Below are 25,130 nucleotides of genomic sequence, written 5' to 3' on the forward strand. Positions count from 1 at the left end.
CTCTTGCACGGGGCTTTTTTCGTGGGTAGTCCAACCCGTGGAGAAGGCTCCGCGGATGAAGAAGATTACACATAGAGGAAAGGAGGCGAAGTAATGGCAAACCCAAAGAACACAGCAGCTCTGGCCGAGCTCAAGAACCGTTTCGCTGAGACCGATGCAATCGTGCTCACCGAATACCGCGGTCTCTCCGTGGCTCAGACCACCGAACTGCGTAAGGCACTGGGTGATGATGTCCAGTACTCCGTCGCCAAGAACACCCTTGTCAAGATTGCCGCCAAAGAGGCCGGCATTGAGGGCCTTGATGATCTCCTGACCGGTCCGACCGCTGTCGCCTTCATCAAGGGCGAGGCCGTCGACACTGCAAAGGTGCTGAAGAAATTCGGCGGCGACAACAAGGCACTCGTAGTCAAGGGTGGCTACATGGACGGCAACGCACTGACCGCAGATCAGGTCAATGCGATCGCCGAGCTGGACAACCGCGAGACCACTCTCGCGAAGCTTGCCGGCGCCATGAAGGGCAACTTGGCAAAGGCCGCTGGCCTGTTCAACGCCCCTGCTTCCCAGGTCGCACGCCTCGCAGCTGCGCTCCAGGAGAAGAAGGAAGCATAAAGTCGCCTCCCGGCGCACGACGTTTCAAACCACAATCATGTTTTCGGGACTCAGGTAGTCCCGACAAGGAAAGGATGCCACCATGGCTAAGCTCACCAAGGACGAGCTCATTGAGGCTTTCAAGGAAATGACCCTGATCGAGCTCTCCGAGTTCGTCAAGGAGTTCGAAGAGGTCTTCGAGGTCACCGCTGCCGCTCCGGTCGCTGTCGCCGCTGCAGGCGGTGCAGACGCAGGTGCTGGTGCCGCTGAGGAGAAGACCGAGTTCGACGTCGTCCTCGAGGATGCCGGCGCCAAGAAGATCGGCGTGATCAAGGCTGTCCGCGAGCTCGTCTCCGGCCTGGGCCTGAAGGAAGCCAAGGAGCTCGTCGAGTCCGCACCGAAGGCTATCATCGAGGGTGCAAGCAAGGACGACGCTGAGGCTGCAAAGGCAAAGCTCGAAGAGGCTGGCGCAAAGGTCACCCTCAAGTAGGAATACCTCCTACCGCATTTTCGAGTCAACCCCGTCACCGGATTCCGTTCCGGGAGGCGGGGTTTTCCCGTACCCTGACCGCGGAGCCCAGCCCGCCCGGCTCAGCTGGTGGCAGGGGGCGCGGGGCACTGCGGTAACATCGTCGTCATGCTGCCCAAAACCAGGATCTTCTCCGCGCTGCTGCTCGGACTGGGCGTGGCACTGATTGTGTGGGGGTCCGTCGCCCCCCGTTTTGTGCACGCCGATGGCCGTCTCCCCGTCGATCTCGATGCGACCACCTACACCCTCATCGATGACACGGTGCTGACCCGGCTCAACTCGGAACCCGGTGGGCGGGTGCTCGAGGTCCCGGTCAGTCATCAGATCCATTTCGAGGTCGTCGACCCCGTGGACGCCGAGCACGCCACCCTGCGGGTGGGGGACAGCTTCATGCGGGAGAGCTATCAGCAGGAGCAGGACCGCCTGATCTCCGCATCCATCGCGAGTCTTCGTGTCGAGCGCTTCAGCGGGGAGATCGTGTCCGAGGTCGTCCTCAGCGATCAGCTGGCATCGCCTCCTGCTACCTTCGACGCCGAGGGGATCTATCTGAAGTTCCCCACCGACGCCCAGCCGACGACCTACCAGGTCCTCGACCCGGCGCTGCGAGCCACCCGCGCGGCCGACTTCATCGACTCCACCCGGATCGAGGGGCGCGAGGTGATGCACTACCGGCAGACGATTGACAATGAGAATGTGGCCACTCTCTTCGCCGGCCCGCTCAACACCACCACCTTCACAGCCGAGGACGGGTCGACGAGCCAGGGATACCTCTTCCATAACGCAACCCGTGATTTCTGGGTGGATCAGAAGACGGGACTGATCGTGGACATGTCCGAGTCGATCGATAACTTCTACGGCACACGGGACGGCCGTAAGGTTGACCAGGTCCTGCTTTTCGACGCCTCCCTTCCGCAGGATCAGGTCTCCACACTGGTCCAGCAGGCGGCGGATGTGCCGGACGGCAGCGTGGCCAGGACGGCCAACCTCATCGTTTTGATTCTCGGTGTGATTCTCGCGCTGATCGGAGCCGCCGGCAGTTTCGGGCTGTTCAGCAGGGCAAACGCGAAATCGACGGAGCGGAAACGCTGAATCGGCCGCGGCGCGGGAACAGGAAGCGCCCGCGTCGGATTGCGCCGGGGGCGGGGTTGTTTGCTAGGGTGCCCATGTAACAGGGAATGACCGCCGATCGCGGTCGGGAGTTGACCCCTTTACTTTCATGCGCCTGTGGTATAGGCTGAGTCGTTGCGTTGGAATTCGTGGCTTTTTTGCGGTTCCGGATATGGGAGACCTTGCTCGAAATGGCTTGAAAAAGTCGATTTGACAAGGTCATTCAGTGCTATCTGGAGTAGGAAGCGAGCCACCACCATTCCACAGCAGACCAATTGCTCAAAATACCAGCGGATCTGTTGTTCGGTGAGGCCTTGACCAGCCCCTCGGACACTACCGCGTGAGGTGCTGGAAGGACCCATCTTGGCAGTCTCCCGCCAGACCAAGTCAGTCGTCGATATCCCCGGCGCACCGCAGCGTTACTCCTTCGCTAAGGTGACCGCGCCCATTGAGGTGCCCGGGTTGCTAGATCTTCAGCTCGATTCTTTCTCCTGGCTGATCGGTACGCCCGAGTGGCGCGCTCGTCAGAAGGAAGAATTCGGGGAGGAAGCACGCATTACGAGCGGACTTGAGAATATTCTCGAGGAGCTCTCCCCAATCCAGGACTACTCTGGAAACATGTCCCTGAGCCTTTCGGAGCCACGCTTCGAGGACGTCAAGAACACCATTGACGAGGCCAAGGAAAAAGACATCAACTACGCGGCGCCACTGTACGTGACCGCGGAGTTCGTCAACAACACCACCGGTGAGATCAAGTCCCAGACCGTCTTCATCGGTGATTTCCCGATGATGACGGACAAGGGAACCTTCATCATCAACGGAACCGAGCGTGTCGTGGTCAGCCAGCTTGTGCGTTCGCCTGGCGTGTACTTCGACCAGACCATCGACAAGTCCACCGAACGCCCCCTGCACGCGGTGAAGGTTATTCCCTCCCGTGGCGCGTGGCTGGAGTTTGACGTCGATAAGCGCGACACCGTCGGTGTCCGCATCGACCGCAAGCGTCGGCAGCCGGTCACCGTCCTGCTGAAGGCACTGGGCTGGACCAGTGAGCAGATCACCGAGCGTTTCGGTTTCTCCGAGATCATGATGTCCACCCTCGAATCCGACGGTGTGGCCAACACCGACGAGGCACTGCTGGAGATCTACCGCAAGCAGCGTCCCGGCGAGCAGCCCACCCGCGATCTCGCCCAGTCGCTGCTGGACAACAGCTTCTTCCGTGCCAAGCGCTACGACCTCGCGAGAGTCGGACGGTACAAGGTTAACCGCAAGCTCGGCCTCGGCGGTGACAATGACGGTCTGATGACGCTGACCGAGGAGGACATCGCCACCACCATCGAGTACCTGGTGCGTCTGCACGCGGGTGAGCGTTCCATGACCTCTCCCACCGGCGAGGTCATCCCCGTGGAAACCGATGATATCGACCACTTCGGTAACCGTCGCCTGCGCACCGTCGGTGAGCTGATCCAGAATCAGGTCCGGGTCGGACTCTCCCGCATGGAGCGCGTTGTCCGGGAGCGCATGACCACCCAGGATGCGGAGTCGATCACCCCGACCTCGCTGATCAACGTGCGTCCCGTCTCCGCGGCGATCCGCGAGTTCTTCGGTACCTCCCAGCTCTCGCAGTTCATGGACCAGAACAACTCCCTGTCGGGTCTGACGCACAAGCGCCGCCTGTCGGCTCTCGGCCCGGGCGGTCTGTCCCGTGAGCGCGCCGGCATCGAGGTGCGCGACGTGCACCCCTCGCACTACGGACGAATGTGCCCCATTGAAACCCCTGAGGGCCCCAACATTGGTCTGATCGGTTCCCTGGCGTCCTATGCGCGCGTGAACCCCTTCGGATTCATCGAGACCCCCTACCGTCGTGTGGTCGACGGCCACCTCACCGATCAGATCGATTATCTGACCGCCGATGAGGAGGACCGCTACGTGGTCGCCCAGGCCAACACGCACTACGACAGTGAGGGTTCCATCACCGATGAGACCGTCACGGTGCGCCTGAAGGACGGTGACATCGCCATGGTCAACCGCACCGAGGTTGACTACATGGACGTCTCCCCGCGCCAGATGGTCTCGGTGGGAACCGCGATGATTCCCTTCCTCGAGCACGACGATGCCAACCGTGCCCTGATGGGCGCCAACATGCAGAAGCAGGCCGTGCCGCTGATCCGTGCCGAGGCACCCTTCGTGGGCACCGGCATGGAGCAGCGCGCCGCCTATGACGCGGGCGATCTGGTGATCACCCCGAAGTCGGGTGTCGTGGAGAATGTCTCCGCCGACATCATCACCATCATGGATGATGCGGGCAAGCGGGACACCTACATGCTGCGCAAGTTCCAGCGCACCAACCAGGGCACCAGCTACAACCAGAAGCCCCTGGTCAACATCGGAGACCGCGTCGAGGCCGGTCAGGTGATCGCCGACGGCCCCGGCACCTATAACGGTGAGATGGCGCTCGGACGCAACCTGCTCGTGGCATTCATGCCGTGGGAGGGTCACAACTACGAGGACGCGATCATCCTCAACCAGCGCATCGTGGAGGAGGACATCCTGACCTCCATCCACATCGAGGAGCACGAGATCGATGCCCGCGACACCAAGCTCGGTGCCGAGGAGATTACCCGTGACATCCCCAATGTCTCCGAGGATGTGCTCAAGGATCTCGATGAGCGCGGCATCGTCCGCATCGGCGCCGACGTCCGCGACGGCGACATCCTGGTGGGCAAGGTAACCCCGAAGGGCGAGACCGAGCTGACACCGGAGGAGCGCCTGCTGCGCGCCATCTTCGGTGAGAAGGCGCGTGAGGTCCGCGACACCTCCATGAAGGTGCCGCACGGTGAGACCGGCAAGGTCATCGGCGTCCGCCGCTTCTCCCGCGAGGATGATGACGATCTGGCCCCGGGTGTCAACGAGATGATCCGCATCTACGTCGCCCAGAAGCGAAAGATCCAGGACGGCGACAAGCTCGCCGGACGACACGGCAACAAGGGTGTGGTTGGCAAGATCCTCCCCCAGGAGGATATGCCCTTCCTGCCCGACGGAACCCCCGTGGACTTCATCCTGAACACCCACGGTGTGCCGCGCCGTATGAACATCGGTCAGGTCCTGGAGACCCACCTCGGTTGGCTGGCCTCGGCCGGTTGGTCGGTCGACCCCGAGGATCCGAAGAACGCCGAGCTCGTCTCGACCCTGCCGAAGGACCTCTATGAGGTGCCCGCGGGATCCCTGACCGCTACCCCGGTGTTCGACGGTGCCTCCAATGAGGAGCTGGCCGGTCTGCTGGCCAACTCCCGACCGAACCGCGACGGCGACGTCATGGTCAACGACGACGGCAAGGCCACCCTCATCGACGGCCGCTCCGGCGAACCCTACCCGTACCCGGTCTCCATCGGTTACATGTACATGCTGAAGCTTCACCACCTGGTGGACGAGAAGATCCACGCCCGTTCAACCGGCCCGTACTCCATGATCACCCAGCAGCCGCTCGGTGGTAAGGCGCAGTTCGGTGGACAGCGTTTCGGTGAGATGGAGGTGTGGGCGATGCAGGCATACGGTGCCGCCTACACCCTGCAGGAACTCCTGACCATCAAGTCCGATGACGTCGTCGGACGAGTCAAGGTGTACGAAGCCATCGTCAAGGGTGAGAACATCCCGGATCCGGGTATCCCCGAGTCCTTCAAGGTTCTGCTCAAAGAGCTGCAGTCGCTGTGCCTCAACGTGGAGGTCCTCTCCGCAGACGGTACCCCGATGGAGCTCGCCGGCGACGATGACGAATTCGACCAGGCGGGTGCCTCCCTCGGCATCAACCTTTCCAGGGATGAGCGTTCCGACGCTGACACCGCATAACAGACCGCTACAACCCACAAGCTCAAGTATTCAAGCCATACATCCTTCGGACGCCCGTACGGGCGGTACCGGAGGGAAAGGGAGTTTTACGTGCTCGACGTAAACGTCTTCGATGAGCTCCGCATCGGCCTGGCCACCGCCGACGACATCCGTCGTTGGTCCAAGGGCGAGGTCAAGAAGCCGGAGACCATCAACTACCGAACCCTGAAGCCGGAAAAGGACGGTCTGTTCTGCGAGCGCATCTTCGGTCCCACCCGCGACTGGGAGTGCGCCTGCGGCAAGTACAAGCGCGTCCGTTACAAGGGCATCATCTGTGAGCGCTGCGGCGTCGAGGTGACCAAGTCCAAGGTTCGCCGTGAGCGCATGGGCCACATTGAGCTCGCCGCCCCGGTGACCCATATCTGGTACTTCAAGGGTGTTCCTTCCCGCCTGGGCTACCTGCTGGACCTGGCGCCCAAGGACCTCGATCTGATCATCTACTTCGGTGCGAACATCATCACCGGTGTCGATGAGGAGGCCCGCCACAGCGATCAGTCGACTCTCGAGGCGGACATGCTTCTGGAGAAGAAGGACGTCGAGGCCGACGCGGAGTCCGAGATCGCCGAGCGCGCTGAGAAGCTCGAGGAGGATCTCGCGGAACTCGAGGCCGCCGGTGCCAAGGCCGATGCCCGCCGCAAGGTGCAGAACGCCGCGGACAAGGAGATGCAGCACATCCGCGAGCGTGCGCAGCGTGAGATCGACCGCCTCGACGAGGTCTGGCAGACCTTCATCAAGCTTGCCCCCAAGCAGATGATCCGCGATGAGAAGCTCTACGACGAGCTTGTCGACCGCTACGAGGACTACTTCACCGGCGGCATGGGTGCCGAGGCCATCGAGACCCTGATCCGTGGCTTCGACCTCGATGCCGAGGCCGAGGAACTCCGCGTGATCATCAACGAGGGCAAGGGTCAGAAGAAGATGCGCGCCCTCAAGCGCCTCAAGGTTGTCGCGGCCTTCCAGCGTTCGGGCAATGATCCGGCCGGCATGGTGCTCAACGCCGTGCCTGTGATCCCGCCGGAGCTGCGCCCGATGGTCCAGCTCGACGGTGGCCGTTTCGCCACCTCGGATCTCAACGATCTCTACCGTCGTGTGATCAACCGCAACAACCGTCTCAAGCGCATGATCGAACTCGGTGCCCCCGAGATCATCGTGAACAACGAGAAGCGCATGCTGCAGGAGTCCGTTGACGCGCTCTTCGACAACGGTCGCCGTGGCCGTCCGGTCACCGGACCGGGCAACCGTCCGCTGAAGTCCCTGTCCGACCTCCTGAAGGGCAAGCAGGGTCGATTCCGCCAGAACCTCCTGGGTAAGCGTGTCGACTACTCGGGTCGTTCGGTGATCATCGTCGGTCCGCAGCTGCGTCTGCACGAGTGCGGTCTGCCCAAGCTGATGGCTCTGGAGCTGTTCAAGCCCTTCGTGATGAAGCGACTGGTGGAAAACGAGTACGCCCAGAACATCAAGTCCGCCAAGCGCATGGTGGAGCGGCAGCGTCCCGAGGTGTGGGATGTCCTCGAGGAGGCCATCTCCGAGCACCCCGTGATGCTCAACCGTGCACCCACCCTGCACCGTCTGGGTATCCAGGCCTTCGAGCCCGTGCTCGTCGAGGGTAAGGCCATTCAGCTGCACCCCCTGGCCTGTGAGGCCTTCAACGCCGACTTCGACGGCGACCAGATGGCCGTCCACCTGCCCCTGTCGGCGGAGGCCCAGGCCGAGGCGAGGGTTCTGATGCTCGCATCGAACAACATCCTCTCCCCGGCGTCGGGTAAGCCCCTGGCCATGCCCCGTCTGGACATGGTCACCGGGCTCTACTACCTGACCCTGGAGAAGGGGCGTGAGGAGTTCGGCGGCCAGGGTGCCTTCGAGGAGGCCACCGACAGTGCACCGGAGAAGGGCGTCTACTCATCCCTCGCCGAGGCCATCATGGCCTACGACCGTGGGGTCCTCGGACTCCAGGCACCGGTTCACATCCGTTTGAACCATCTGCGTCCCCCGACCGATCTCGAGGCCGAGCTGTTCCCGGAGGGCTGGAACCAGGGTGAGACCTGGCTCGCGCACACCACCCTCGGTCGCGTGATGTTCAACGAGCTGCTGCCGTGGAACTACCCCTACCTTGAGGGCGTCATGGTCCGTAAGGGCGGTGGCTCCAACAAGATCATGCTCGGTGACGTGGTCAATGACCTCGCGGCGAAGTATCCGATGATCACCGTCGCCCAGACGATGGACAAGATGAAGGACGCCGGCTTCTACTGGGCCACCCGTTCCGGAGTCACCATCGCCATGTCCGACGTGCTGGTTCTCCCCAACAAGGAGGAGATCCTGGATCGCTACGAGGTCGCGGCGAGCCAGATTGAGAACAAGTACGGCAGGGGTAAGTTGACCGGCCGTGAGCGCTATGACCGTCTGGTCGAGCTCTGGAAGGACGCCACCGACGAGGTCGGCGAGGCTGTGGAGAACCTCTACCCCGATGACAACCCGATCCCGATGATCGTGAAGTCGGGTGCCGCGGGTAACATGCGCCAGATCTGGACGCTGGCGGGTATGAAGGGCATGGTGGTGAACTCGAAGGGTGACTACATCACCCGACCGATCAAAACCTCCTTCCGTGAGGGACTGACGGTGCTCGAGTACTTCAATAACTCCCACGGTTCCCGCAAGGGCCTGGCCGATACCGCTCTGCGTACCGCGGACTCGGGCTACCTGACCCGCCGACTCGTCGACGTGGCGCAGGATGTCATCGTCCGTGTCGAGGACTGCGGTACCCGCCAGGGTGTCCGCGTCCCGGTTGCGGCCGAGGTCCTGGATTCCACCGGAGCGGTGTCCGGCTACACCCGCCACGAGTTGATCGAGACCTCGGTCTCCGGTCGTGTTCTCGCAGGCGATGCCACCGACGCCGCGGGCAACCTCCTTCTGTCCGCAGGTACGGATCTCAATGAGCTCAACATCGATCTGCTCGTCGACGCCGGCGTCAGGGATGTCAAGGTTCGTTCGGTGCTGACCTGCCAGACCCCGACAGGTGTCTGCGCGAAGTGCTACGGCAAGTCCATGGCGTCGGGCAAGCAGGTTGACATCGGAGAGGCTGTGGGCATCGTCGCCGCACAGTCGATCGGTGAGCCCGGCACCCAGCTGACGATGCGTACCTTCCACCAGGGTGGTGTCGGTGGTGACATCACCGGCGGTCTGCCCCGTGTGCAGGAGCTCTTCGAGGCGCGTGTTCCCAAGAACCGTGCACCGATTGCGTCCGTCGACGGTACCGTCCACCTCGACGACGAGGGCAACTTCTACACCCTGACCATCGTTCCCGATGATGGTTCGGACAACGTGGTCTATGAGAAGCTGTCCAAGCGTCAGGGCCTGGCATCGGTGCGGGTGCCCATGGAGTCGAACCCGGGTGCGTTTATCGAGCGCACGCTGTCCGAGGGAGACCATGTCACCGTGGGCATGCGACTGCTCCGTGGCGCCGCGGATCCGCACGACGTGCTCGAGATCCTCGGACGCCGCGGTGTCGAGCAGCACCTCATCGATGAGGTGCAGGCCGTCTACCGGGCACAGGGTGTGGCCATCCACGATAAGCACATCGAGATCATCATTCGACAGATGCTGCGTCGCGGTACCGTCATCGAATCCGGTTCCACCGAGTTCCTTCCGGGCACCCTGGTGGATCTCTCCGAGGCGAAGCTGGCAAACTCCGAGGCAATCGGAGCGGGCGGCCAGCCCGCGGAGCTGCGTTCGGAGATCATGGGTATCACCAAGGCTTCGCTGGCGACCGAGTCGTGGCTCTCGGCGGCCTCCTTCCAGGAGACCACCCGAGTGCTCACAGACGCCGCCATCAACAAGCGCTCCGACAAGCTGATCGGCCTGAAGGAGAACGTGATCATCGGTAAGCTGATCCCGGCCGGTACCGGAATCTCCCGTTACCGCAACATCTCGATCAAGCCCACCGAGGCGGCCCGCAACGCCGCCTACTCGATCCCGACCTTCGGTGAGTCGATCTATGGTGACGACGGCTTCGGTGAATTCACCGGCGCCTCCGTCCCGCTGGACGAGGCCTACTAGAAAATGGTGGTCCTTCTCCGGTTCTGAGCAACTGGTCTGCTGGAAGCACAGGGCCCGGCGCCTTTCCTTGAAAAAGGAAGGTGCCGGGCCCTGTGCCATGTCCGGAACGTTGCTGTTCCGTCTGTGGAACACCACCTAGGTGACCTGGAGATAGTTTCCGTAGGAGTCGACGCCGCGGGCGTTCTGGATCACCAGTTCATGGCCACGCTCGGCTACCTCGGCGCGCAGCCGGGAAAGATGCCGGTCCACGATGCCACCGGGCCACACGGTGGTGCGGACCTGCACCGCCACCCCCGAGGAGCCGATGATATCGAGTGTTTCCCAGGCCGCGAGCGCGGCCCGCGGGGTGCATCCCGCGACGCCCGGCATGTCCCCGGGCAGTCCCTTGATATCCAGGCCGATCCAGTCCGGCCTGGTGTCGGCGGTCTCGAGCAGCCCACGCATTCTCCGTGGTGCATAGCCACAAGTATGCAGGCCGACACTGAAACCGTGGTCGTGCGCGGCCGCGATCGCGGCCGGCAGGGCGGCGTGTGCGAGCGGCTCACCTCCGGTGATGACCAGGGCGTCGATAAGCTGTCTTCGTCTTTCCATCAGCTCAAGGGCCCGGGACATGGTCGATTCCCCCTCCCCGAATTCCTGGAGGCCGGGGTTGTGGCAGTAGACGCACCTCCACGGGCACCCCTGTGTGAACACGCTGACGGTCAGCCGGCCCGGCCAGTCGGTGGCGGAGAACGGGATGATTCCGGCCAGGGGCAGGTCATTGCACGAGGGACTCCGAGAAATACCTGCGTTCATGGAACTCACCCCTCTTACCGGTGTTGAAACTGGATACCGGGCGGAAATACCCCATGACGCGGGTCCACATCTCGGTCGGGGAGCCGCAGTGCGGGCACAGCGGGTGTTCACCCGAGAGGTATCCGTGGGCGGGACAGATGGAAAAGGTCGGGGTGATCGTGATGTAGGGGATACGAAAGTTTTCCAACGCCCGGCGCACGAGGCGGGCACAGCTCTCCCCGGAACTCAGCGCCGCACCCATGTAGAGGTGCAGCACCGTGCCTCCGGTGTACTTGCCCTGCAGGTTCTCCTGCGCGAACAGCGCCTCGAAGGGGTCCGGGGTGTGGGCCACCGGAAGTTGGGAGGAGTTGGTGTAGTACGGCTCCTCCGCGCTTCCGGCCTGCAGGATCCCCGGATGGCGGGCGCGATCCTCCCGCGCGAAGCGGTAGGTTGCGCTTTCCGCCGGCGTTGCCTCGAGGTTGTAGAGGTGCCCGGTCTCCTCCTGCGCCGTGACCAGCAGTGAGTTGACATGGTCGAGCAGGCCGGCGACCAGCTCGTTGCCCCTGGGATCGCTGAGATCGAAGGCATCCCCGCTGAAATTCCGCACCATCTCGTTGCACCCGTTGACCCCTACCGTGGAGAAGTGGTTCTCCAATCCGGGGAGCCACCGTCTTGTGTAGGGATAGAGGCCCTTGTCCAGCAGCTTCTCGACGCACGACCTTCGTCGTTCCAGGGTGTCCACGGCAAGTGCGGTCAGGTGCGTGGCGGCGCGGAGCAAGCCCGCCTCATCCCCGGGGTTGAGGTACCCCAGCCGGGCGCAGTTGAGGGTGACCACCCCGATCGACCCGGTCTGCTCCGCGGAGCCGAAGAGTCCGTTGCCACGCCGTAGCAGCTCTCTGAGATCGAGCTGGAGCCGGCAACACATCGAGCGGATCATTCCCGGGTCCAGATCCGAGTTGAGGAAGTTCTGGAAGTAGGGCAGGCCGTACCTTGCGGTCATGGTGAACAGGGAGCGGGCGTTGGGGGAGTCCCAGTCGAAATCATCGGTGATGTTGTAGGTGGGAATGGGGAAGGTGAACGGCCGGCCCACGGCGTCCCCGCGGGACATCACGGCGATGAACGCCGCGTTTATCATCTCCATCTCCTTGCCCAGGTCCCCGTAGGTGAAACTGACCGGTTCACCGCCGATGAAGGGAACCTGGTCGCGGAGATCACCGGGGCACGACCAGTCGAAGGTGAGATTGGTGAAGGGTGTCTGGGTGCCCCACCTGGAGGGGACGTTGAGGTTGAAGATCAGTTCCTGGAGGAGCTGCTCCACCTGGTGATAGTCGAGGCCGTCCAGTCGGACGAAGGGCGCCATGTAGGTGTCGAAGCTGGAGAACGCCTGGGCACCGGCCCATTCATTCTGCAGGGTGCCAAGGAAGTTGACGATCTGCCCGCACGCCGTGGAGAAATGCCTCGGCGGGCCGGAGGAGATGGCTCCGGCCACGCCACCGAAGCCCTCCTCCAGCAGTTGGCGCAGCGACCAGCCGGCGCAGTAACCGGCGAGCATGTCCAGGTCGTGGATGTGGATGTCGCCGTTGCGGTGCGCCGCCCCCGCCTCATCGCTGAAAATGTGGTCGAGCCAGTAGTTGGCCATCACCTTGCCGGAGGTGTTGAGGATCATTCCCCCGAGTGAATAGTCCTGATTGGCGTTGGCGTTGACGCGCCAATCGGAGCGCTCGAGATACTCGTCTATGGTGTGGGCCGGATCGAGAAGATGTGCCATGCGTTCGACCATAGCTTTTAATTACATATTTGTAAGCATGATCCTATTGTCTGAAGAATCACAACATATGGCGGGAACTTACCCACAGTCACCCATATCTGGTGTTCCAGCATCGTAGGGCAGTGGGGATCGCTGTCCCGCGGAAGCCACGGGAAGTGATGTCCGACAAGCGGTTGTGTGAAAAGACTCTGCCCACCAGTTTTCAACGCCACCTCCCGATCAGGCGGAGGCCGCCGGGATGCGGGGTTGGTCGGGGCGGCGCGGGTGCCGGATCATTCGAAGAGGGCGCCAGGGACCCGCCCGGCGGTGGCACACCGCGGGTGGACCCACCACAGCCTAGTTGTAGTCCCTGGGCCTGGTCACCACCGATACCCCGCCCATCAGTGCCACGCCGCTGACCTGAACGGTGGGCGCATCGGCGGGAAGGCTCCCGGGCTGGACCGTGGCGGTCTTATCCACCGACGCCTCGAAGGCGCCCATGATCCCGACCCCATCACAGCGCACCCTCACGCCCTCCGGCACAATGATCTCGATACCGCCCATCAGGGCGAAAGCGGTGATGCGGATCTCCCCGCTTTCAAAGGTCGCCTCCCGCAGATCGATGACGTTGCCCCCCATCACGGTGATGGAGGAGTGGCTGCTCGGACACAGCCAGTTACCGGCTCTCGTTGCACCGCCCATCAGCGACAGCGACAACCCGGAACCGCCGGGCTGTCCGGTGATGCGTGAGCGGATCAGGGCCACGGCCCCCGAGGCGGTGCCCGCTCCGGGTGTTGCGGTTCCAGGTGTTGCGGTTCCGGGGGCCTGCAGGGCGAAGTGGCTCGGCGATGCGTCGAGCCTGACATCGGCGATGAGATCCTGCAGCTCATCCATGAACCGCGCGGAATAGGCGAGGGTGGATCGTTCCTCGAACTCGACGAGGGTGAGCTGACCGCGCGACAGCGCCGCGCTCAGCTCGCCGACCGTCGCGTTGCGCAGGTCATCCGTTGCACGCTTCCGGGGGGCACCTGCCCCGACTGTATCTGACATGATCCCCATCGTAGAGGAGTCGGACGGGTCGGCGTTTTGGAGTTCGGGGGCGGAGACTGGTAGTGTCCGTTAACGAGTCCCACTTACGTAGTTGGGAATTGACGGCCACCTCGCCTGCACGCGCTGGTACCGCCCCTGGGAATCCGGGATGCGGTGGCGCATGTGAGCTTCGGGTAGGTGTCTGTGACGTGCGGCAGGGCCCCGGAAAAGAGCCCCTATTTTTGCGCGTCCAGGTACTTTTTCCCGTATCGCGCGCCATCGAAGAACTCATTTCGTGTTCGCCTCTCGGGGCGTTACGCGGCCGATTTTACAGAACAACTCCGAAATAAGGATGGTTCATGCCAACTATTCAGCAGCTGGTCCGCAAGGGCCGCCACGATAAGTCCGCCAAGGTGGCTACCGCGGCACTGAAGGGATCCCCTCAGCGCCGTGGCGTGTGCACCCGTGTGTACACCACCACCCCCAAGAAGCCGAACTCCGCTCTGCGTAAGGTCGCCCGTGTGCGCCTGACCTCGGGCATCGAGGTTTCCGCCTACATTCCGGGTGAGGGCCACAACCTGCAGGAGCACTCGATGGTGCTCGTCCGCGGTGGTCGAGTCAAGGACCTCCCGGGTGTCCGTTACAAGATCATTCGTGGCGCACTCGACACCCAGGGTGTCAAGGACCGCAAGCAGGCCCGTTCGCGCTACGGCGCCAAGAGGGGATAAGAAGAATGCGTAAATCAGCAGCTCCCAAGCGTCCCGTCGTCAAGGATCCGGTATACGATTCCGAGCTCGTGACCCAGCTCGTGAACAAGATCCTCCTCGATGGCAAGAAGTCCACCGCCGAGCGCATCGTCTACGGTGCCCTCGAGATCTGCCGCGAGAAGACCGGCACCGAGCCGGTCGGCACCCTCGAAAAGGCTCTGGGCAACGTTCGCCCAGACCTTGAGGTCCGCTCCCGCCGTGTCGGTGGCGCCACCTACCAGGTGCCCGTCGAGGTTCGCCCGAACCGCGCAACCACCCTGGCCCTGCGTTGGCTCGTGAGCTTCACCCGCCAGCGTCGCGAGAACACCATGACCGAGCGCCTCGCGAACGAGATCATGGATGCCTCCAACGGCCTCGGTGCTTCGGTGAAGCGCCGCGAGGACACCCACAAGATGGCAGAGGCCAACCGCGCCTTCGCCCACTACCGCTGGTAGTTCCAAACGACATGAATGCCCATTCGCCAGTTTCACTTGCATGTTCGCACGATCGATCACCCAGCGATCCCGCGGTGCCGGAGTGGAAAGCGGCGGCTGGGCATTTGGTCTCACAGGCAGCGTACGTGACCCGGTGCTCCTTTCAGACTGCAGCTTCGCGGGCAGTGTGTTACACAGGACTGCCAGGGGTGGCTGACAGAGCAGCCACTGCCAGCTACGCTACTTAATGGCAAAATGTAACGAGAGAAATATCCGTCGGTGTCTCATCGCGCCCCGGGCAGCTCCGACCACGGTCGGGATAGTGCCGAGGGTTCCGATAGGCACCACAACCAACAAGTTGGGGTACCACTGTGGCACAAGAAGTGCTTAAGGACCTGAAGAAGGTCCGCAACATCGGCATCATGGCCCATATCGATGCCGGTAAGACCACGACCACCGAGAGAATCCTCTTCTACACCGGCATCAACCGTAAGGTCGGTGAGACCCACGACGGTGCATCCACCACCGACTGGATGGAGCAGGAGAAGGAACGCGGCATCACCATCACCTCCGCCGCGGTGACCTGTTTCTGGCATGAGAACCAGATCAACATCATTGACACCCCCGGTCACGTCGACTTCACCGTCGAGGTTGAGCGCTCCCTCCGCGTGCTCGACGGCGCAGTCGCCGTCTTCGACGGCAAGGAAGGCGTCGAGCCACAGTCCGAGCAGGTGTGGCGCCAGGCAGCCAAGTATGACGTCCCCCGTATCTGCTTCGTCAACAAAATGGACAAGCTCGGTGCTGATTTCTACTTCACCGTGGGCACCATCGAGGACCGCCTCGGCGCGAAGCCGCTGGTCATGCAGCTGCCCATCGGCGCAGAGGATGAGTTCGACGGTGTCGTCGACCTTCTGCAGATGCGCGCGCTGACCTGGCGCGGAGTCACCCCGATCGGTACCGAGGCCACCGTCGAGGAGATCCCAGCCGACCTTCTCGAGCGCGCCGAGGAGTACCGCGAGAAGCTCCTGGAGACCGTTGCGGAATCCGACGAGGAACTGATGGAGAAGTACTTCGGTGGCGAGGAACTCACCATCGACGAGATCAAGGGCGCCATCCGCAAGATGGTCATCAACTCCGAGATCTACCCCGTCTTCTGTGGCACCGCGTACAAGAACAAGGGTGTTCAGCCTCTGCTCGACGCCGTCATCGATTTCCTGCCCAACCCGCTGGACATCGGCGAGGTCCACGGTGTGAGCATGTCCGACGAGACCGTCGAGCTCAGCCGCAAGCCCTCCGATGACGAGCCGCTGTCCGCACTCGCGTTCAAGATCGCGGCACACCCCTTCTTCGGCAAGCTGACCTTCGTTCGCGTCTACTCCGGCAAGGTCGAGCCGGGCGAGCAGGTGCTCAACTCCACCAAGAACAAGAAGGAGCGCATCGGCAAGCTCTTCCAGATGCACGCCAACAAGGAGAATCCTGTTGACATCGCGCACGCCGGTAACATCTACGCCTTCATCGGTCTGAAGGACACCACCACCGGTGACACCCTGTGCTCCATCTCCGATCCGATCATCCTGGAGTCCATGGACTTCCCGGATCCGGTCATCGAGGTCGCCATCGAGCCCAAGACCAAGTCCGACCAGGAAAAGCTCGGCGTGGCCATCCAGAAGCTCGCCGAGGAGGACCCGACCTTCACCGTCCACCTGGACGATGAGTCCGGTCAGACCGTCATCGGCGGCATGGGTGAGCTCCACCTCGACGTCCTCGTCGACCGCATGCGTCGTGAGTACAAGGTCGAGGCCAACGTCGGTGAGCCGCAGGTCGCCTACCGTGAGACGATCCGCAAGCCCGTCGAGCACCTCGACTACACCCACAAGAAGCAGACCGGTGGTTCGGGTCAGTTCGCGAAGGTGATCATCTCCATCGAGCCCTACGCACCCGCACCCGAGGATCTTGAAGAGGGCGAATCCGCCACCTACAAGTTCGTCAACGCCGTCACCGGTGGCCGCGTGCCGAGGGAGTACATCCCCTCCGTCGACGCAGGTATCCAGGACGCCATGCAGTACGGCTTCCTCGCGGGCTTCCCGCTGGTCAACGTCAAGGCCACCCTGGAGGACGGCGCCTACCACGACGTCGACTCCTCGGAAATGGCCTTCAAGATCGCCGGTTCGCAGGCGTTCAAGGAAGCAGTGGCCAAGGCGAAGCCGGTCCTGCTGGAGCCGATCATGTCCGTCGAGATCACCACGCCCGAAGAGTACATGGGTGAGGTCATCGGCGACGTGAACTCCCGCCGTGGCCAGATCGTGTCCATGGAGGATCGCGCCGGCGCCAAGCTGGTCAAGGCCAAGGTGCCGCTGTCGCAGATGTTCGGCTACGTCGGTGACCTGCGCTCCAAGACCCAGGGACGTGCCAACTACTCCATGGTCTTCGATTCCTACGCGGAGGTCCCCTCCAGCGTTGCGGCGGATGTCATCGCCGAGCGCAACGGAACGGCCTCCTAGGTTTTCCCAGGGAGTCCGCCCCCACCGCGCCCGTGCCCGGTGGGAACCGCATCCCGTGTCTCCTCCGTGTCAGTCGGAGCAGGGGGTGTGCGGGGTGGCGGCCCGCTGGATGCATCCGCGCGAAGCGGGTGCCTCCAGCTGGCCGTTACCCCGCGAATGTCCACAGGGTAACTGGTAGTTTGATAATGAACGCCGGTGCCCCTAGGATCATGTAACTGGCACATTTTGTAATGAACCTGAACCGTTTTCAATCAGTCTCCCGGGCTGGTCGCGCGGTGAGGGCAAAACCAATTCGTGGCTGCGAAAGTCGTAGCCACCACGAAGTCCAGGAGGACATACAGTGGCAAAGGCGAAGTTCGAGCGTACCAAGCCCCACGTAAACATCGGCACCATCGGTCACGTTGACCACGGCAAGACCACCACCACCGCGGCTATCACCAAGGTTCTGGCTGACGCCTTCCCGGATCTCAATGAGGCTTTCGCCTTCGACGCCATCGATAAGGCTCCCGAGGAGAAGGAGCGTGGCATCACGATCAACATCTCCCACGTGGAGTACCAGACCGAGAAGCGCCACTACGCACACGTCGATGCCCCGGGCCACGCCGACTACATCAAGAACATGATCACCGGCGCCGCTCAGATGGACGGTGCAATCCTCGTGGTCGCCGCCACCGACGGCCCGATGCCGCAGACCCGTGAGCACGTTCTGCTTGCTCGCCAGGTCGGCGTCCCCTACATCCTCGTTGCCCTGAACAAGTGCGACATGGTTGATGATGAGGAAATCATCGAGCTCGTCGAGATGGAGGTTCGTGAGCTTCTCGCTGAGCAGGACTACGACGAGGACGCCCCGATCGTTCACATCTCCGCACTCAAGGCTCTCGAGGGCGACGAGAAGTGGGCAAAGCAGATCCTGGAGCTCATGCAGGCCTGCGATGACAACATCCCGGATCCGGTTCGTGAGACCGACAAGCCCTTCCTCATGCCCATCGAGGACATCTTCACCATCACCGGCCGCGGCACCGTCGTCACCGGTCGTGTCGAGCGCGGCAGCCTGAACGTCAACGATGACGTTGAGATCATCGGTATCAAGGAAAAGTCCACCGCCACCACCGTCACCGGTATCGAGATGTTCCGCAAGCTCCTCGATTCCGCTGAGGCCGGCGACAACTGTGGTCTGCTCCTCCGTGGCATCAAGCGCGAGGACGTTGAGCGCGGCCAGGTTATCGTCAAGCCCGGCGCCTACACCCCCCACACCGAATTCGAGGGTTCCGTCTACGTCCTGGGCAAGGACGAGGGCGGCCGCCACACCCCGTTCTTCGACAACTACCGTCCTCAGTTCTACTTCCGCACCACCGACGTTACCGGTGTTGTGAAGCTGCCCGAGGGCACCGAGATGGTTATGCCCGGCGACAACGTCGACATGACCGTCACCCTGATTCAGCCCGTTGCCATGGATGAGGGCCTGCGCTTCGCTATCCGCGAGGGCTCCCGCACCGTTGGCGCCGGCCGCGTCACCAAGATCATCAAGTAATGATCTGATGAGGACGGCGTCGGGACAGTCTGAACACTGAACCGCCGCCTTCCCCCCTTGAAGGGCCCGGAGAAGAAATTCTCCGGGCCCTTTTTCGTGTCTGCCCGCGTCGCCGCCAGCCGAAGGCGTGGTTTAGAGTTGAGTTCCATGAAAGATCCCACCCGAATCCCGTTCGTCATCGCGGAGCTGCAGGCCACCTGGGAGGGGCAGCCCGATGTCTCCCTGAGCACCCTTTTCGGGATGCTGGCGAACCGCGGGATCGGTTGGGGGTCTGAGGACGAGGAACTCGTGGCCGCCCTGCGGGAGATGCGTGGCCGGAACCCCGCCATGATCTCAGGGTATTCGCGTCTGGCCGCCCCGACACCCGTTCAGGCCGTCACGGCCAGGTACGTCATCGACACGATCTCCCCGCAGCACCGGATCACCATTGATCCTTTCCGCGTCTGCGTCCGGGGCGTCGATGGCTCGGGTGAGCCGCTCCAGCCGGGGGTCTGGCCCTATAGTCGGGTCAGAAGGGCTGCGGTGGGTTCACCGCTGCTCCTGATCGATTCCGAGGGAATTGATCACCGCCTCGGCGTGGTCACCGCGATTACCATGGTCGATGAGCACCCCACGGAAAGCATCGACTCCCTCGAGCCGATGCGGCGCCCGGAAATCGGGGACAGGGTGTTCCACATCTCCTTCAGCGATGGCGCCTGCGCACTACTGGACCACGGGTTGACCAGGTTCACGGTGGATCGGCGCCGAATTGATCGCCGGATCCGACCGTGGGACAGGCTAATCAGGTTGAGCGTGGGGACGACGCTGCTCATGGAGACGGCCGGGCGGCGATGGGAACTCGGCGAGGTCACCCGGATCATCAGCCTCGAGTATCCCTGATCCCCGAACGTGCCGCCTGCAGCACGGTTTTCGGCCCTGGCGTCGACACGCATCCGGTGCGCACCCCGCCGTGGCGCAGGTGGTTCTAGTCCAGTCTGGCGAGGTGGATTCTGAATACGGTGTCAAGGTCCAGGTCCCCGACGGCCGAGCGAATATCGGACTCCGCCTGTTCGATGGCGGGAATCAGACCGGCGACGTCTACCGTGCCCTGGGCGTGGATGGTCAGCTCCATCGTCGGGCGACCGCGGTCAACCCACACCCGGTGGGAGACGCTGTTGATGTGGGTGAAGGGATCATCGAGGGTCTCAGCCACCGCCCGGGCGATCTGGTTGACGTTGTAGGCGATCAGGCCCTGCGCTGTCGACGCGTCGGAAACCACCCGCGAGATGCGGTGGCGGCGCAGGTTCGCCGTGATGATCGCCGTGGCGGCGAAAATGGATACGATGACCACCGCGAGCGCGGCGAGGACGAACCAGTCCTGGTCATAGGCGCTCAACCACAGTTGATTGTTGATCCGGTCGGCCAGCCGTTGGGAGTGCGGCTCATTGAAGAACAGTCCGATCGACCACGCACCACCGAGCAGCGCGACGATCCCGAGCAGTGCGACGATCAGGCGGTCGATTGAGGAGAGAAGCCGGCTCATCGCGCACCACCTTCGCGCCGCGGCGAGCCCAGGGTCACGCTGACGGTCGGAGCCGGTGAGATCAGGGTACCCAGGGGTTCGACCGCCTCCAGGACTCGGCGACTGAGCTCGGGGTCGGTGGTGTCGCCGTAGACGGTGACCGTGATCTGGCGGGTGCGCACCACCGTCCGCGCGGTGGCGACACCCGGGACCCCCTCTGCGGCCGCGGTGAACATGCGCATCAGATCCAGGGGGCGCATGTACACCGGAACCCGGGAACTGATTCGCCGGTGGGTGCGGGTGCGGGGGCGGACGGAGATGTAGAGCAGGACAAGGCCGAGAACGGCCGAGGCGCATCCCAGCGGAAACATCCAGTACTGGTAGCGGGCATTGCCGATGATCTCGAGCACCGGCTCCACCCAGCTCTCCAGGGCGGTGGTGTCGGAGCCGAGAATGTAGAGCTCCCGCGCACCCATACAGGATACTGCGAGCAGCGCGACCCCGGCCAGGAGCGCCACCCACTTGGCAAGCGGGGTGGCGCGCGGTTCCCTGACCGCGGAATCCTCCGATCCTGTCATGGATTCACACCACCCTTCCCGGGACGGTGACAATGGGCCGAAGCCGGGGCGGCGGGGGCGCGGTGATGGAACGGACGGGATGCGGGTGCACCACGATCGGCGTCAGATCCCTGCTCGGTGCGGTGTCAACGGGGATGGAGGGCCCGGCCTCGATTACCGTGAGCCGACGCAGACGCGGAAGCCGGGGGCGGGCGTCGATGAGTGCGCGGGTCACCCTGGTGTCGGAGGGCACGACGGGTCCGACCACGACATTGACACGCAGTGCGGTGATCCCGGTCATCGCCCCAACCCAGTCGATGACCGCGGTGCGCACCGCCACCGCGACGTCGGTGACCGGTGCTGGCCATGAGACGGCGATGAAAGCCTCGATACTCGCGGTCCGGCCGTCCTCATCGATCTGCACGTCGCACCTGGGATAGCTCCTGCCCGCGATGCGCGAGGAACCGCGGGACATCCCGACGACGCCGGGAACGCTCGCCGTGGCGGCTGCGACGATTCTGTTCACGGCCCGCTCGGAGATCCTGATGCGGCCGGGACGGCGGGGTGCCTCCATCTATCTGCGCCCCCGCCCCGTGGCGTCGAAAAGCAGGCGCAGATCGATGCGGCCGTCGAGCTGCGCGCCGACCAGGCCGCCGACCCCGCCGAAAACCAGAGCGAACATCAAACCGATCCACCCGCCGAGAATGATGGCGAATGCCAGCGCCAGGCCGACGGCCAGTCCGACAACCGTGTAACTACTCATCACTGCCCTCCTGAAAAAATAACATCAACCGGCAACGCACATTGCTTGACGACGACCGACCTGGCACTGTCGGCCACGGTGACCAGCGGGGTCGGGGGAGAGGTGTGCAGCAGCGCCCGGAGATCCGCGATCAGATGCACCTCAACCCGCTCCGGCACCCCGCTGTGCGGGTCGCGAACCAGTTTCAATCCGTGGACCCGCTCAAAGGGGTAGTAGAGCGCAACCTCGCCGAAGGCGCCCCCGGACATGCCGGCGATGCCGGGAATGGCAAGGAGCCCGGCCACGATCCTGCGGGCCGCACCGAAAGGGAGGATGTCCACGGCGGTATCCATGGCAGGCTACTGGACCCGGGGGATGGAATCCGTCTCGGGCGACGCCGGCGGGAGCTCGACGTCCTCCTCGCCCAGGTCCAGGTGGACATCGTGGACGGTGACGTTGACCTCGGTGACCTCGAGGCCGGTCATCCTCTCAATGGCGAGGATGATATTGCGCCGGATCGCCTCCGCGAGCTCGTGGATGGCCACGCCGTACTCCGCGACGATCGCCACATCCACCGCCGCCTGACGCTCACCGACCTCCACGGTCACGCCCTGCTGGACATTGGGCGATCCGCTGAAGGAACCACGAATGGCACCGACCACACGGGCTGTGCCACCGCCGAGCGAGTACACCCCCGAGACCTCACGGGCGGCCAGGCCCGCGATCTTGGACACCACGACATCCTCGATGACGGTGCGTCCGTGTGCGGTCTGGAGGGACGAACCATCCGTGAACTGCACGGGATTGCCCTCGGGGTGGTCACCTGGGTGCTGGTTGTCGGACATTGATGCTCTCCTTGTCGTCGGTGAACAGCTTTTAAGGTCAATGGTAGGCCACAAGCGTGACGGTGGTTGCGGAACAGCGGGTGGCCACGGGGACCACCGGGGCCGCCGGTTGTCTTCAGCGAAGGTTTGTGGTTTACTGTTCAGGTTGCCTCAACATGGCGTTAGTTTGCGTGCCCGTACACCTGAGAAGATGGACGGTTGCCACGGAAGCTGTATGACGATCGATGGTGGGGCGAACATGACACCTTCATTGGGGTCGAGGAGGGAGACCGATTCAACCCCGTAGAGGTATCCACTGAAGTCGGGTGACCGGCGAAGGCGGAACCGGAGAAGGGGCATGGCAAATAAACAGCGGCAGTTACGTTAGGGCCACGCAATCAGCACCGGTCCCTTCCGATTTCCTGAATCACGTGCGGCGCCTTTATTTGTCCAGCGCCCGTGATCCATGTCAGAGACATTGACAGTCAGGTTAAACACTGGCGTTGCGCCCGAGCCCCGAGCCCGGACAACGTTATAGAGAAAGAATGAAGCGAATTCCCACCGCTCTCCGAAATGGAAGATGTGGGACGAGCGAGGAAGAGGATTAGCGTGGCGGGACAAAAGATCCGCATTAGGCTCAAGGCCTACGACCACGAGGCGATTGATGCGTCTGCACGCAAGATCGTCGAGACGGTCACCCGCACGGGTGCCCGAGTCGTTGGACCGGTGCCTTTGCCCACCGAAAAGAACGTGTACGCCGTTATTCGTTCTCCCCATAAGTACAAGGACTCTCGCGAGCACTTCGAGATGCGCACCCACAAGCGCCTGATCGACATCCTCGACCCGACGCCGAAGACGGTTGATGCCCTCATGCGCATCGATCTTCCGGCCAGCGTCGATGTGAATATTCAGTGATCGACGTAGAACTTGGCAGCGGAGAATAAATAATGAGTGAAAACGAGATCAAGGGCATTCTGGGCACCAAGCTCGGCATGACTCAGATCTTCGACGAGGAGAACCGAGTTATCCCGGTGACCGTCGTCGAAGCTGGACCGTGCGTGGTATCCCAGATTCGTACCATTGAAACCGATGGCTACAACGCCATCCAGATCGCCTATGGCGATATTGACCCCCGTAAGGTGAACCAGCCCCAGGCCGGACACTTCCAGAAGGCAGGCGTTACCCCCCGCCGCCACGTCGCCGAGATCCGTATGGACGACATCTCCGGCTACGAGGTTGGACAGGATGTGACCGTGGAGATCTTCAACGACGTTAAGTTCGTTGATGTCACCGGTACCTCCAAGGGTAAGGGCTACGCCGGCGCCATGAAGCGCCACGGCTTCGCCGGACAGGGCGCAGGCCACGGTAACCAGGCAGCACACCGCCGCGTCGGTGGCATCGGTGCTGCCTCGACCCCCGGTCGTGTGTTCAAGGGCAAGCGTATGGCCGGCCGTATGGGTAATGACCGCGTCACCACCCAGAACCTCAAGGTTCAGAAGATTGACGCCGATGCCAACCTCATCCTGATCAAGGGTGCGATCCCGGGCAACCGTGGCGGCATCGTTACCGTTAAGACCGCAGTGAAGGGCGGTGCACACGCATGACGAATCTGAAGCTGGATGTCCACACCGCCGACGGCAAGACCGACGGTTCCGTTGACCTGCCCGCCGAGATTTTCGACCGTGAGGTCTCCGTCGCACTGCTGCACCAGGTTGTCATCGCACAGCTTGCAGCAGCTCGACAGGGCACCCACTCCACCAAGACCCGCGCCGAGGTGCGTGGCGGCGGCCGCAAGCCGTTCCGCCAGAAGGGAACCGGTCGCGCCCGTCAGGGTTCGATCCGCGCCCCGCACTTCACCGGTGGTGGCATCTCGCACGGCCCCAAGCCGCGTGACTACTCTCAGCGCACCCCCAAGAAGATGAAGGCCGCCGCTCTCTGCGGTGCCCTGTCCGATCGTGCACGCAACGATCGTATCCACGTCATCTCCGAACTGGTGCCGGGCCAGACCCCCTCGACCAAGTCCGCAAAGGCTTTCATCGAGCGTCTGTCCGAGCGTAAGTCCATCCTGCTCGTCCTGGGCCGCGAGGATATCAACGCACACAAGAGCGCCAACAACCTGCCCGGCGTCCACATCCTGGTCGCCGATCAGCTGAACACCTATGACGTCCTCAACTCCGATGACATCGTGTTCTCCGTTGAAGCTCTCCACACCTTCATCAACCGTGCCACCGGTGCGGTAAAGGAGGAAGAGAACTAAATGGCTACCATCGCCAACCCACGCGACATCATCATCGCACCGGTCGTCTCTGAGAAGTCCTACGGCCTCATGGAGCAGAACGTCTACACGTTCTTCGTCTCCACCGACGCCAACAAGACTCAGATCAAGATTGCTGTCGAAGAGATCTTCGGCGTCAAGGTTGCTTCCGTGAACACCGTCAACCGCCAGGGCAAGCGCAAGCGCACCCGGTCCGGCTTCGGTGTCCGTAAGGCCACCAAGCGCGCCTATGTCACTCTTCGTGAGGGCAGCGACTCCATCGACATCTTCAACGGTTCCGTCGCTTAAGACGTCGATAGAAAAGGACACA

23 protein-coding genes are annotated in these 25,130 nt (G+C 62.9%); 14 read left to right on the forward strand and 9 right to left on the reverse strand.

Annotated features, from left to right (window positions below; translation table 11 throughout):
- The first annotated feature begins 93 nt into the window (after nucleotides 1–93).
- From rplJ to B7E02_RS04180, 5 genes are all read left to right on the forward strand, one after another.
- Nucleotides 94–609, forward strand: coding sequence for a 50S ribosomal protein L10 (gene rplJ, locus B7E02_RS04160; protein ID WP_080793351.1), 516 nt, complete (start codon nucleotides 94–96; stop codon nucleotides 607–609).
- Nucleotides 610–691: 82 nt separating this feature from the next.
- Entirely contained in the window at nucleotides 692–1,078 is a 387-nt protein-coding gene (rplL, locus tag B7E02_RS04165; protein WP_080793353.1) for a 50S ribosomal protein L7/L12, read from the forward strand.
- Nucleotides 1,079–1,225: 147 nt separating this feature from the next.
- Nucleotides 1,226–2,206 (forward strand): cell envelope lipid trafficking protein PgfA, encoded by a 981-nt coding sequence (gene pgfA / locus B7E02_RS04170; protein ID WP_080793356.1) that lies wholly within the window; start codon nucleotides 1,226–1,228, stop codon nucleotides 2,204–2,206.
- A gap of 363 nt (nucleotides 2,207–2,569) precedes the next feature.
- Entirely contained in the window at nucleotides 2,570–6,067 is a 3,498-nt protein-coding gene (gene rpoB / locus B7E02_RS04175; protein ID WP_080793358.1) for a DNA-directed RNA polymerase subunit beta, read from the forward strand.
- A gap of 90 nt (nucleotides 6,068–6,157) precedes the next feature.
- On the forward strand, nucleotides 6,158–10,159 hold the full coding sequence (locus B7E02_RS04180) for a DNA-directed RNA polymerase subunit beta' (RefSeq protein WP_080793359.1): 4,002 nt from the start codon (nucleotides 6,158–6,160) through the stop codon (nucleotides 10,157–10,159).
- A 135-nt stretch (nucleotides 10,160–10,294) separates the two neighbouring features.
- Here the strand turns inward: B7E02_RS04180 and B7E02_RS04185 are convergent, their stop codons facing one another.
- The 3 genes from B7E02_RS04185 to B7E02_RS04195 all read right to left on the reverse strand — a co-directional run bounded on the left by B7E02_RS04185 (nucleotide 10,295) and on the right by B7E02_RS04195 (nucleotide 13,730).
- Nucleotides 10,295–10,954 carry an anaerobic ribonucleoside-triphosphate reductase activating protein gene (locus B7E02_RS04185; RefSeq protein ID WP_080793362.1) on the reverse strand — a complete coding sequence of 220 codons (660 nt, stop codon included), beginning with the start codon at nucleotides 10,952–10,954 and terminating at the stop codon, nucleotides 10,295–10,297.
- Nucleotides 10,917–12,701 carry a ribonucleoside triphosphate reductase gene (locus tag B7E02_RS04190; RefSeq protein WP_080794429.1) on the reverse strand — a complete coding sequence of 595 codons (1,785 nt, stop codon included), beginning with the start codon at nucleotides 12,699–12,701 and terminating at the stop codon, nucleotides 10,917–10,919. Before B7E02_RS04190 ends, B7E02_RS04185 begins: the two co-directional genes overlap by 38 nt.
- Before the next feature lie 336 nt (nucleotides 12,702–13,037).
- Nucleotides 13,038–13,730, reverse strand: a complete 693-nt coding sequence (locus B7E02_RS04195) for a DUF1707 SHOCT-like domain-containing protein (RefSeq protein ID WP_080793365.1) — start codon at nucleotides 13,728–13,730, stop codon at nucleotides 13,038–13,040.
- Nucleotides 13,731–14,068: 338 nt separating this feature from the next.
- On the opposite strand from B7E02_RS04195, the gene rpsL reads away from it, so the two are divergent.
- From rpsL to B7E02_RS04220, 5 genes are all read left to right on the forward strand, one after another.
- Complete coding sequence (gene rpsL, locus B7E02_RS04200) at nucleotides 14,069–14,437, forward strand: 30S ribosomal protein S12 (protein WP_080793367.1); 369 nt, start codon at nucleotides 14,069–14,071, stop codon at nucleotides 14,435–14,437.
- Between the two features lie 5 nt (nucleotides 14,438–14,442).
- A complete protein-coding gene (gene rpsG / locus B7E02_RS04205; RefSeq protein WP_080793369.1) occupies nucleotides 14,443–14,910 on the forward strand; it encodes a 30S ribosomal protein S7 in 468 nt (155 codons plus the stop codon).
- Between the two features lie 350 nt (nucleotides 14,911–15,260).
- On the forward strand, nucleotides 15,261–17,390 hold the full coding sequence (gene fusA / locus B7E02_RS04210) for an elongation factor G (protein ID WP_080793371.1): 2,130 nt from the start codon (nucleotides 15,261–15,263) through the stop codon (nucleotides 17,388–17,390).
- Nucleotides 17,391–17,730: 340 nt separating this feature from the next.
- Nucleotides 17,731–18,921: an elongation factor Tu gene (tuf, locus tag B7E02_RS04215; protein ID WP_080793373.1), complete on the forward strand. Its 1,191-nt coding sequence runs from the start codon at nucleotides 17,731–17,733 to the stop codon at nucleotides 18,919–18,921.
- 147 nt (nucleotides 18,922–19,068) lie between these two features.
- On the forward strand, nucleotides 19,069–19,800 hold the full coding sequence (locus B7E02_RS04220) for a hypothetical protein (RefSeq protein WP_080793375.1): 732 nt from the start codon (nucleotides 19,069–19,071) through the stop codon (nucleotides 19,798–19,800).
- Between the two features lie 85 nt (nucleotides 19,801–19,885).
- On the opposite strand, the gene B7E02_RS04225 is transcribed toward B7E02_RS04220, so the two are convergent.
- From B7E02_RS04225 to B7E02_RS04250, 6 genes are read right to left on the reverse strand one after another with little or no spacing between them, the layout of a single operon-like run.
- Entirely contained in the window at nucleotides 19,886–20,443 is a 558-nt protein-coding gene (locus tag B7E02_RS04225; protein ID WP_080793377.1) for an Asp23/Gls24 family envelope stress response protein, read from the reverse strand.
- Nucleotides 20,440–21,000 (reverse strand): DUF6286 domain-containing protein, encoded by a 561-nt coding sequence (locus B7E02_RS04230; protein WP_080793380.1) that lies wholly within the window; start codon nucleotides 20,998–21,000, stop codon nucleotides 20,440–20,442. The genes B7E02_RS04225 and B7E02_RS04230 overlap by 4 nt, the downstream gene beginning before the upstream one ends.
- 4 nt (nucleotides 21,001–21,004) lie before the next feature.
- Nucleotides 21,005–21,553, reverse strand: a complete 549-nt coding sequence (locus B7E02_RS04235; protein WP_080793382.1) for an Asp23/Gls24 family envelope stress response protein — start codon at nucleotides 21,551–21,553, stop codon at nucleotides 21,005–21,007.
- Nucleotides 21,554–21,742, reverse strand: coding sequence for a hypothetical protein (locus B7E02_RS04240; RefSeq protein ID WP_080793384.1), 189 nt, complete (start codon nucleotides 21,740–21,742; stop codon nucleotides 21,554–21,556).
- Nucleotides 21,742–22,074 (reverse strand): hypothetical protein, encoded by a 333-nt coding sequence (locus tag B7E02_RS04245; protein ID WP_080793386.1) that lies wholly within the window; start codon nucleotides 22,072–22,074, stop codon nucleotides 21,742–21,744. The genes B7E02_RS04240 and B7E02_RS04245 overlap by 1 nt, the downstream gene beginning before the upstream one ends.
- A gap of 6 nt (nucleotides 22,075–22,080) precedes the next feature.
- Complete coding sequence (locus tag B7E02_RS04250; protein WP_080793390.1) at nucleotides 22,081–22,566, reverse strand: Asp23/Gls24 family envelope stress response protein; 486 nt, start codon at nucleotides 22,564–22,566, stop codon at nucleotides 22,081–22,083.
- A gap of 588 nt (nucleotides 22,567–23,154) precedes the next feature.
- Between B7E02_RS04250 and rpsJ the strand changes: the two genes are divergently transcribed.
- Genes rpsJ through rplW form a run of 4 tightly spaced genes read left to right on the forward strand, consistent with a single transcriptional unit; the run spans nucleotide 23,155 to nucleotide 25,108 of the window.
- Nucleotides 23,155–23,460: a 30S ribosomal protein S10 gene (gene rpsJ, locus B7E02_RS04255; protein ID WP_003854291.1), complete on the forward strand. Its 306-nt coding sequence runs from the start codon at nucleotides 23,155–23,157 to the stop codon at nucleotides 23,458–23,460.
- A 32-nt stretch (nucleotides 23,461–23,492) separates the two neighbouring features.
- Nucleotides 23,493–24,149 carry a 50S ribosomal protein L3 gene (gene rplC / locus B7E02_RS04260; protein WP_080793392.1) on the forward strand — a complete coding sequence of 219 codons (657 nt, stop codon included), beginning with the start codon at nucleotides 23,493–23,495 and terminating at the stop codon, nucleotides 24,147–24,149.
- Nucleotides 24,146–24,802, forward strand: a complete 657-nt coding sequence (gene rplD, locus B7E02_RS04265; RefSeq protein ID WP_080793394.1) for a 50S ribosomal protein L4 — start codon at nucleotides 24,146–24,148, stop codon at nucleotides 24,800–24,802. Before rplC ends, rplD begins: the two co-directional genes overlap by 4 nt.
- A complete protein-coding gene (gene rplW, locus B7E02_RS04270; RefSeq protein ID WP_080793395.1) occupies nucleotides 24,803–25,108 on the forward strand; it encodes a 50S ribosomal protein L23 in 306 nt (101 codons plus the stop codon). It abuts the gene before it with no gap.
- Nucleotides 25,109–25,130: the final 22 nt, after the last annotated feature.

This window comes from Corynebacterium pacaense, from assembly GCF_900169525.1.
Lineage (GTDB): Bacteria > Actinomycetota > Actinomycetes > Mycobacteriales > Mycobacteriaceae > Corynebacterium > Corynebacterium pacaense.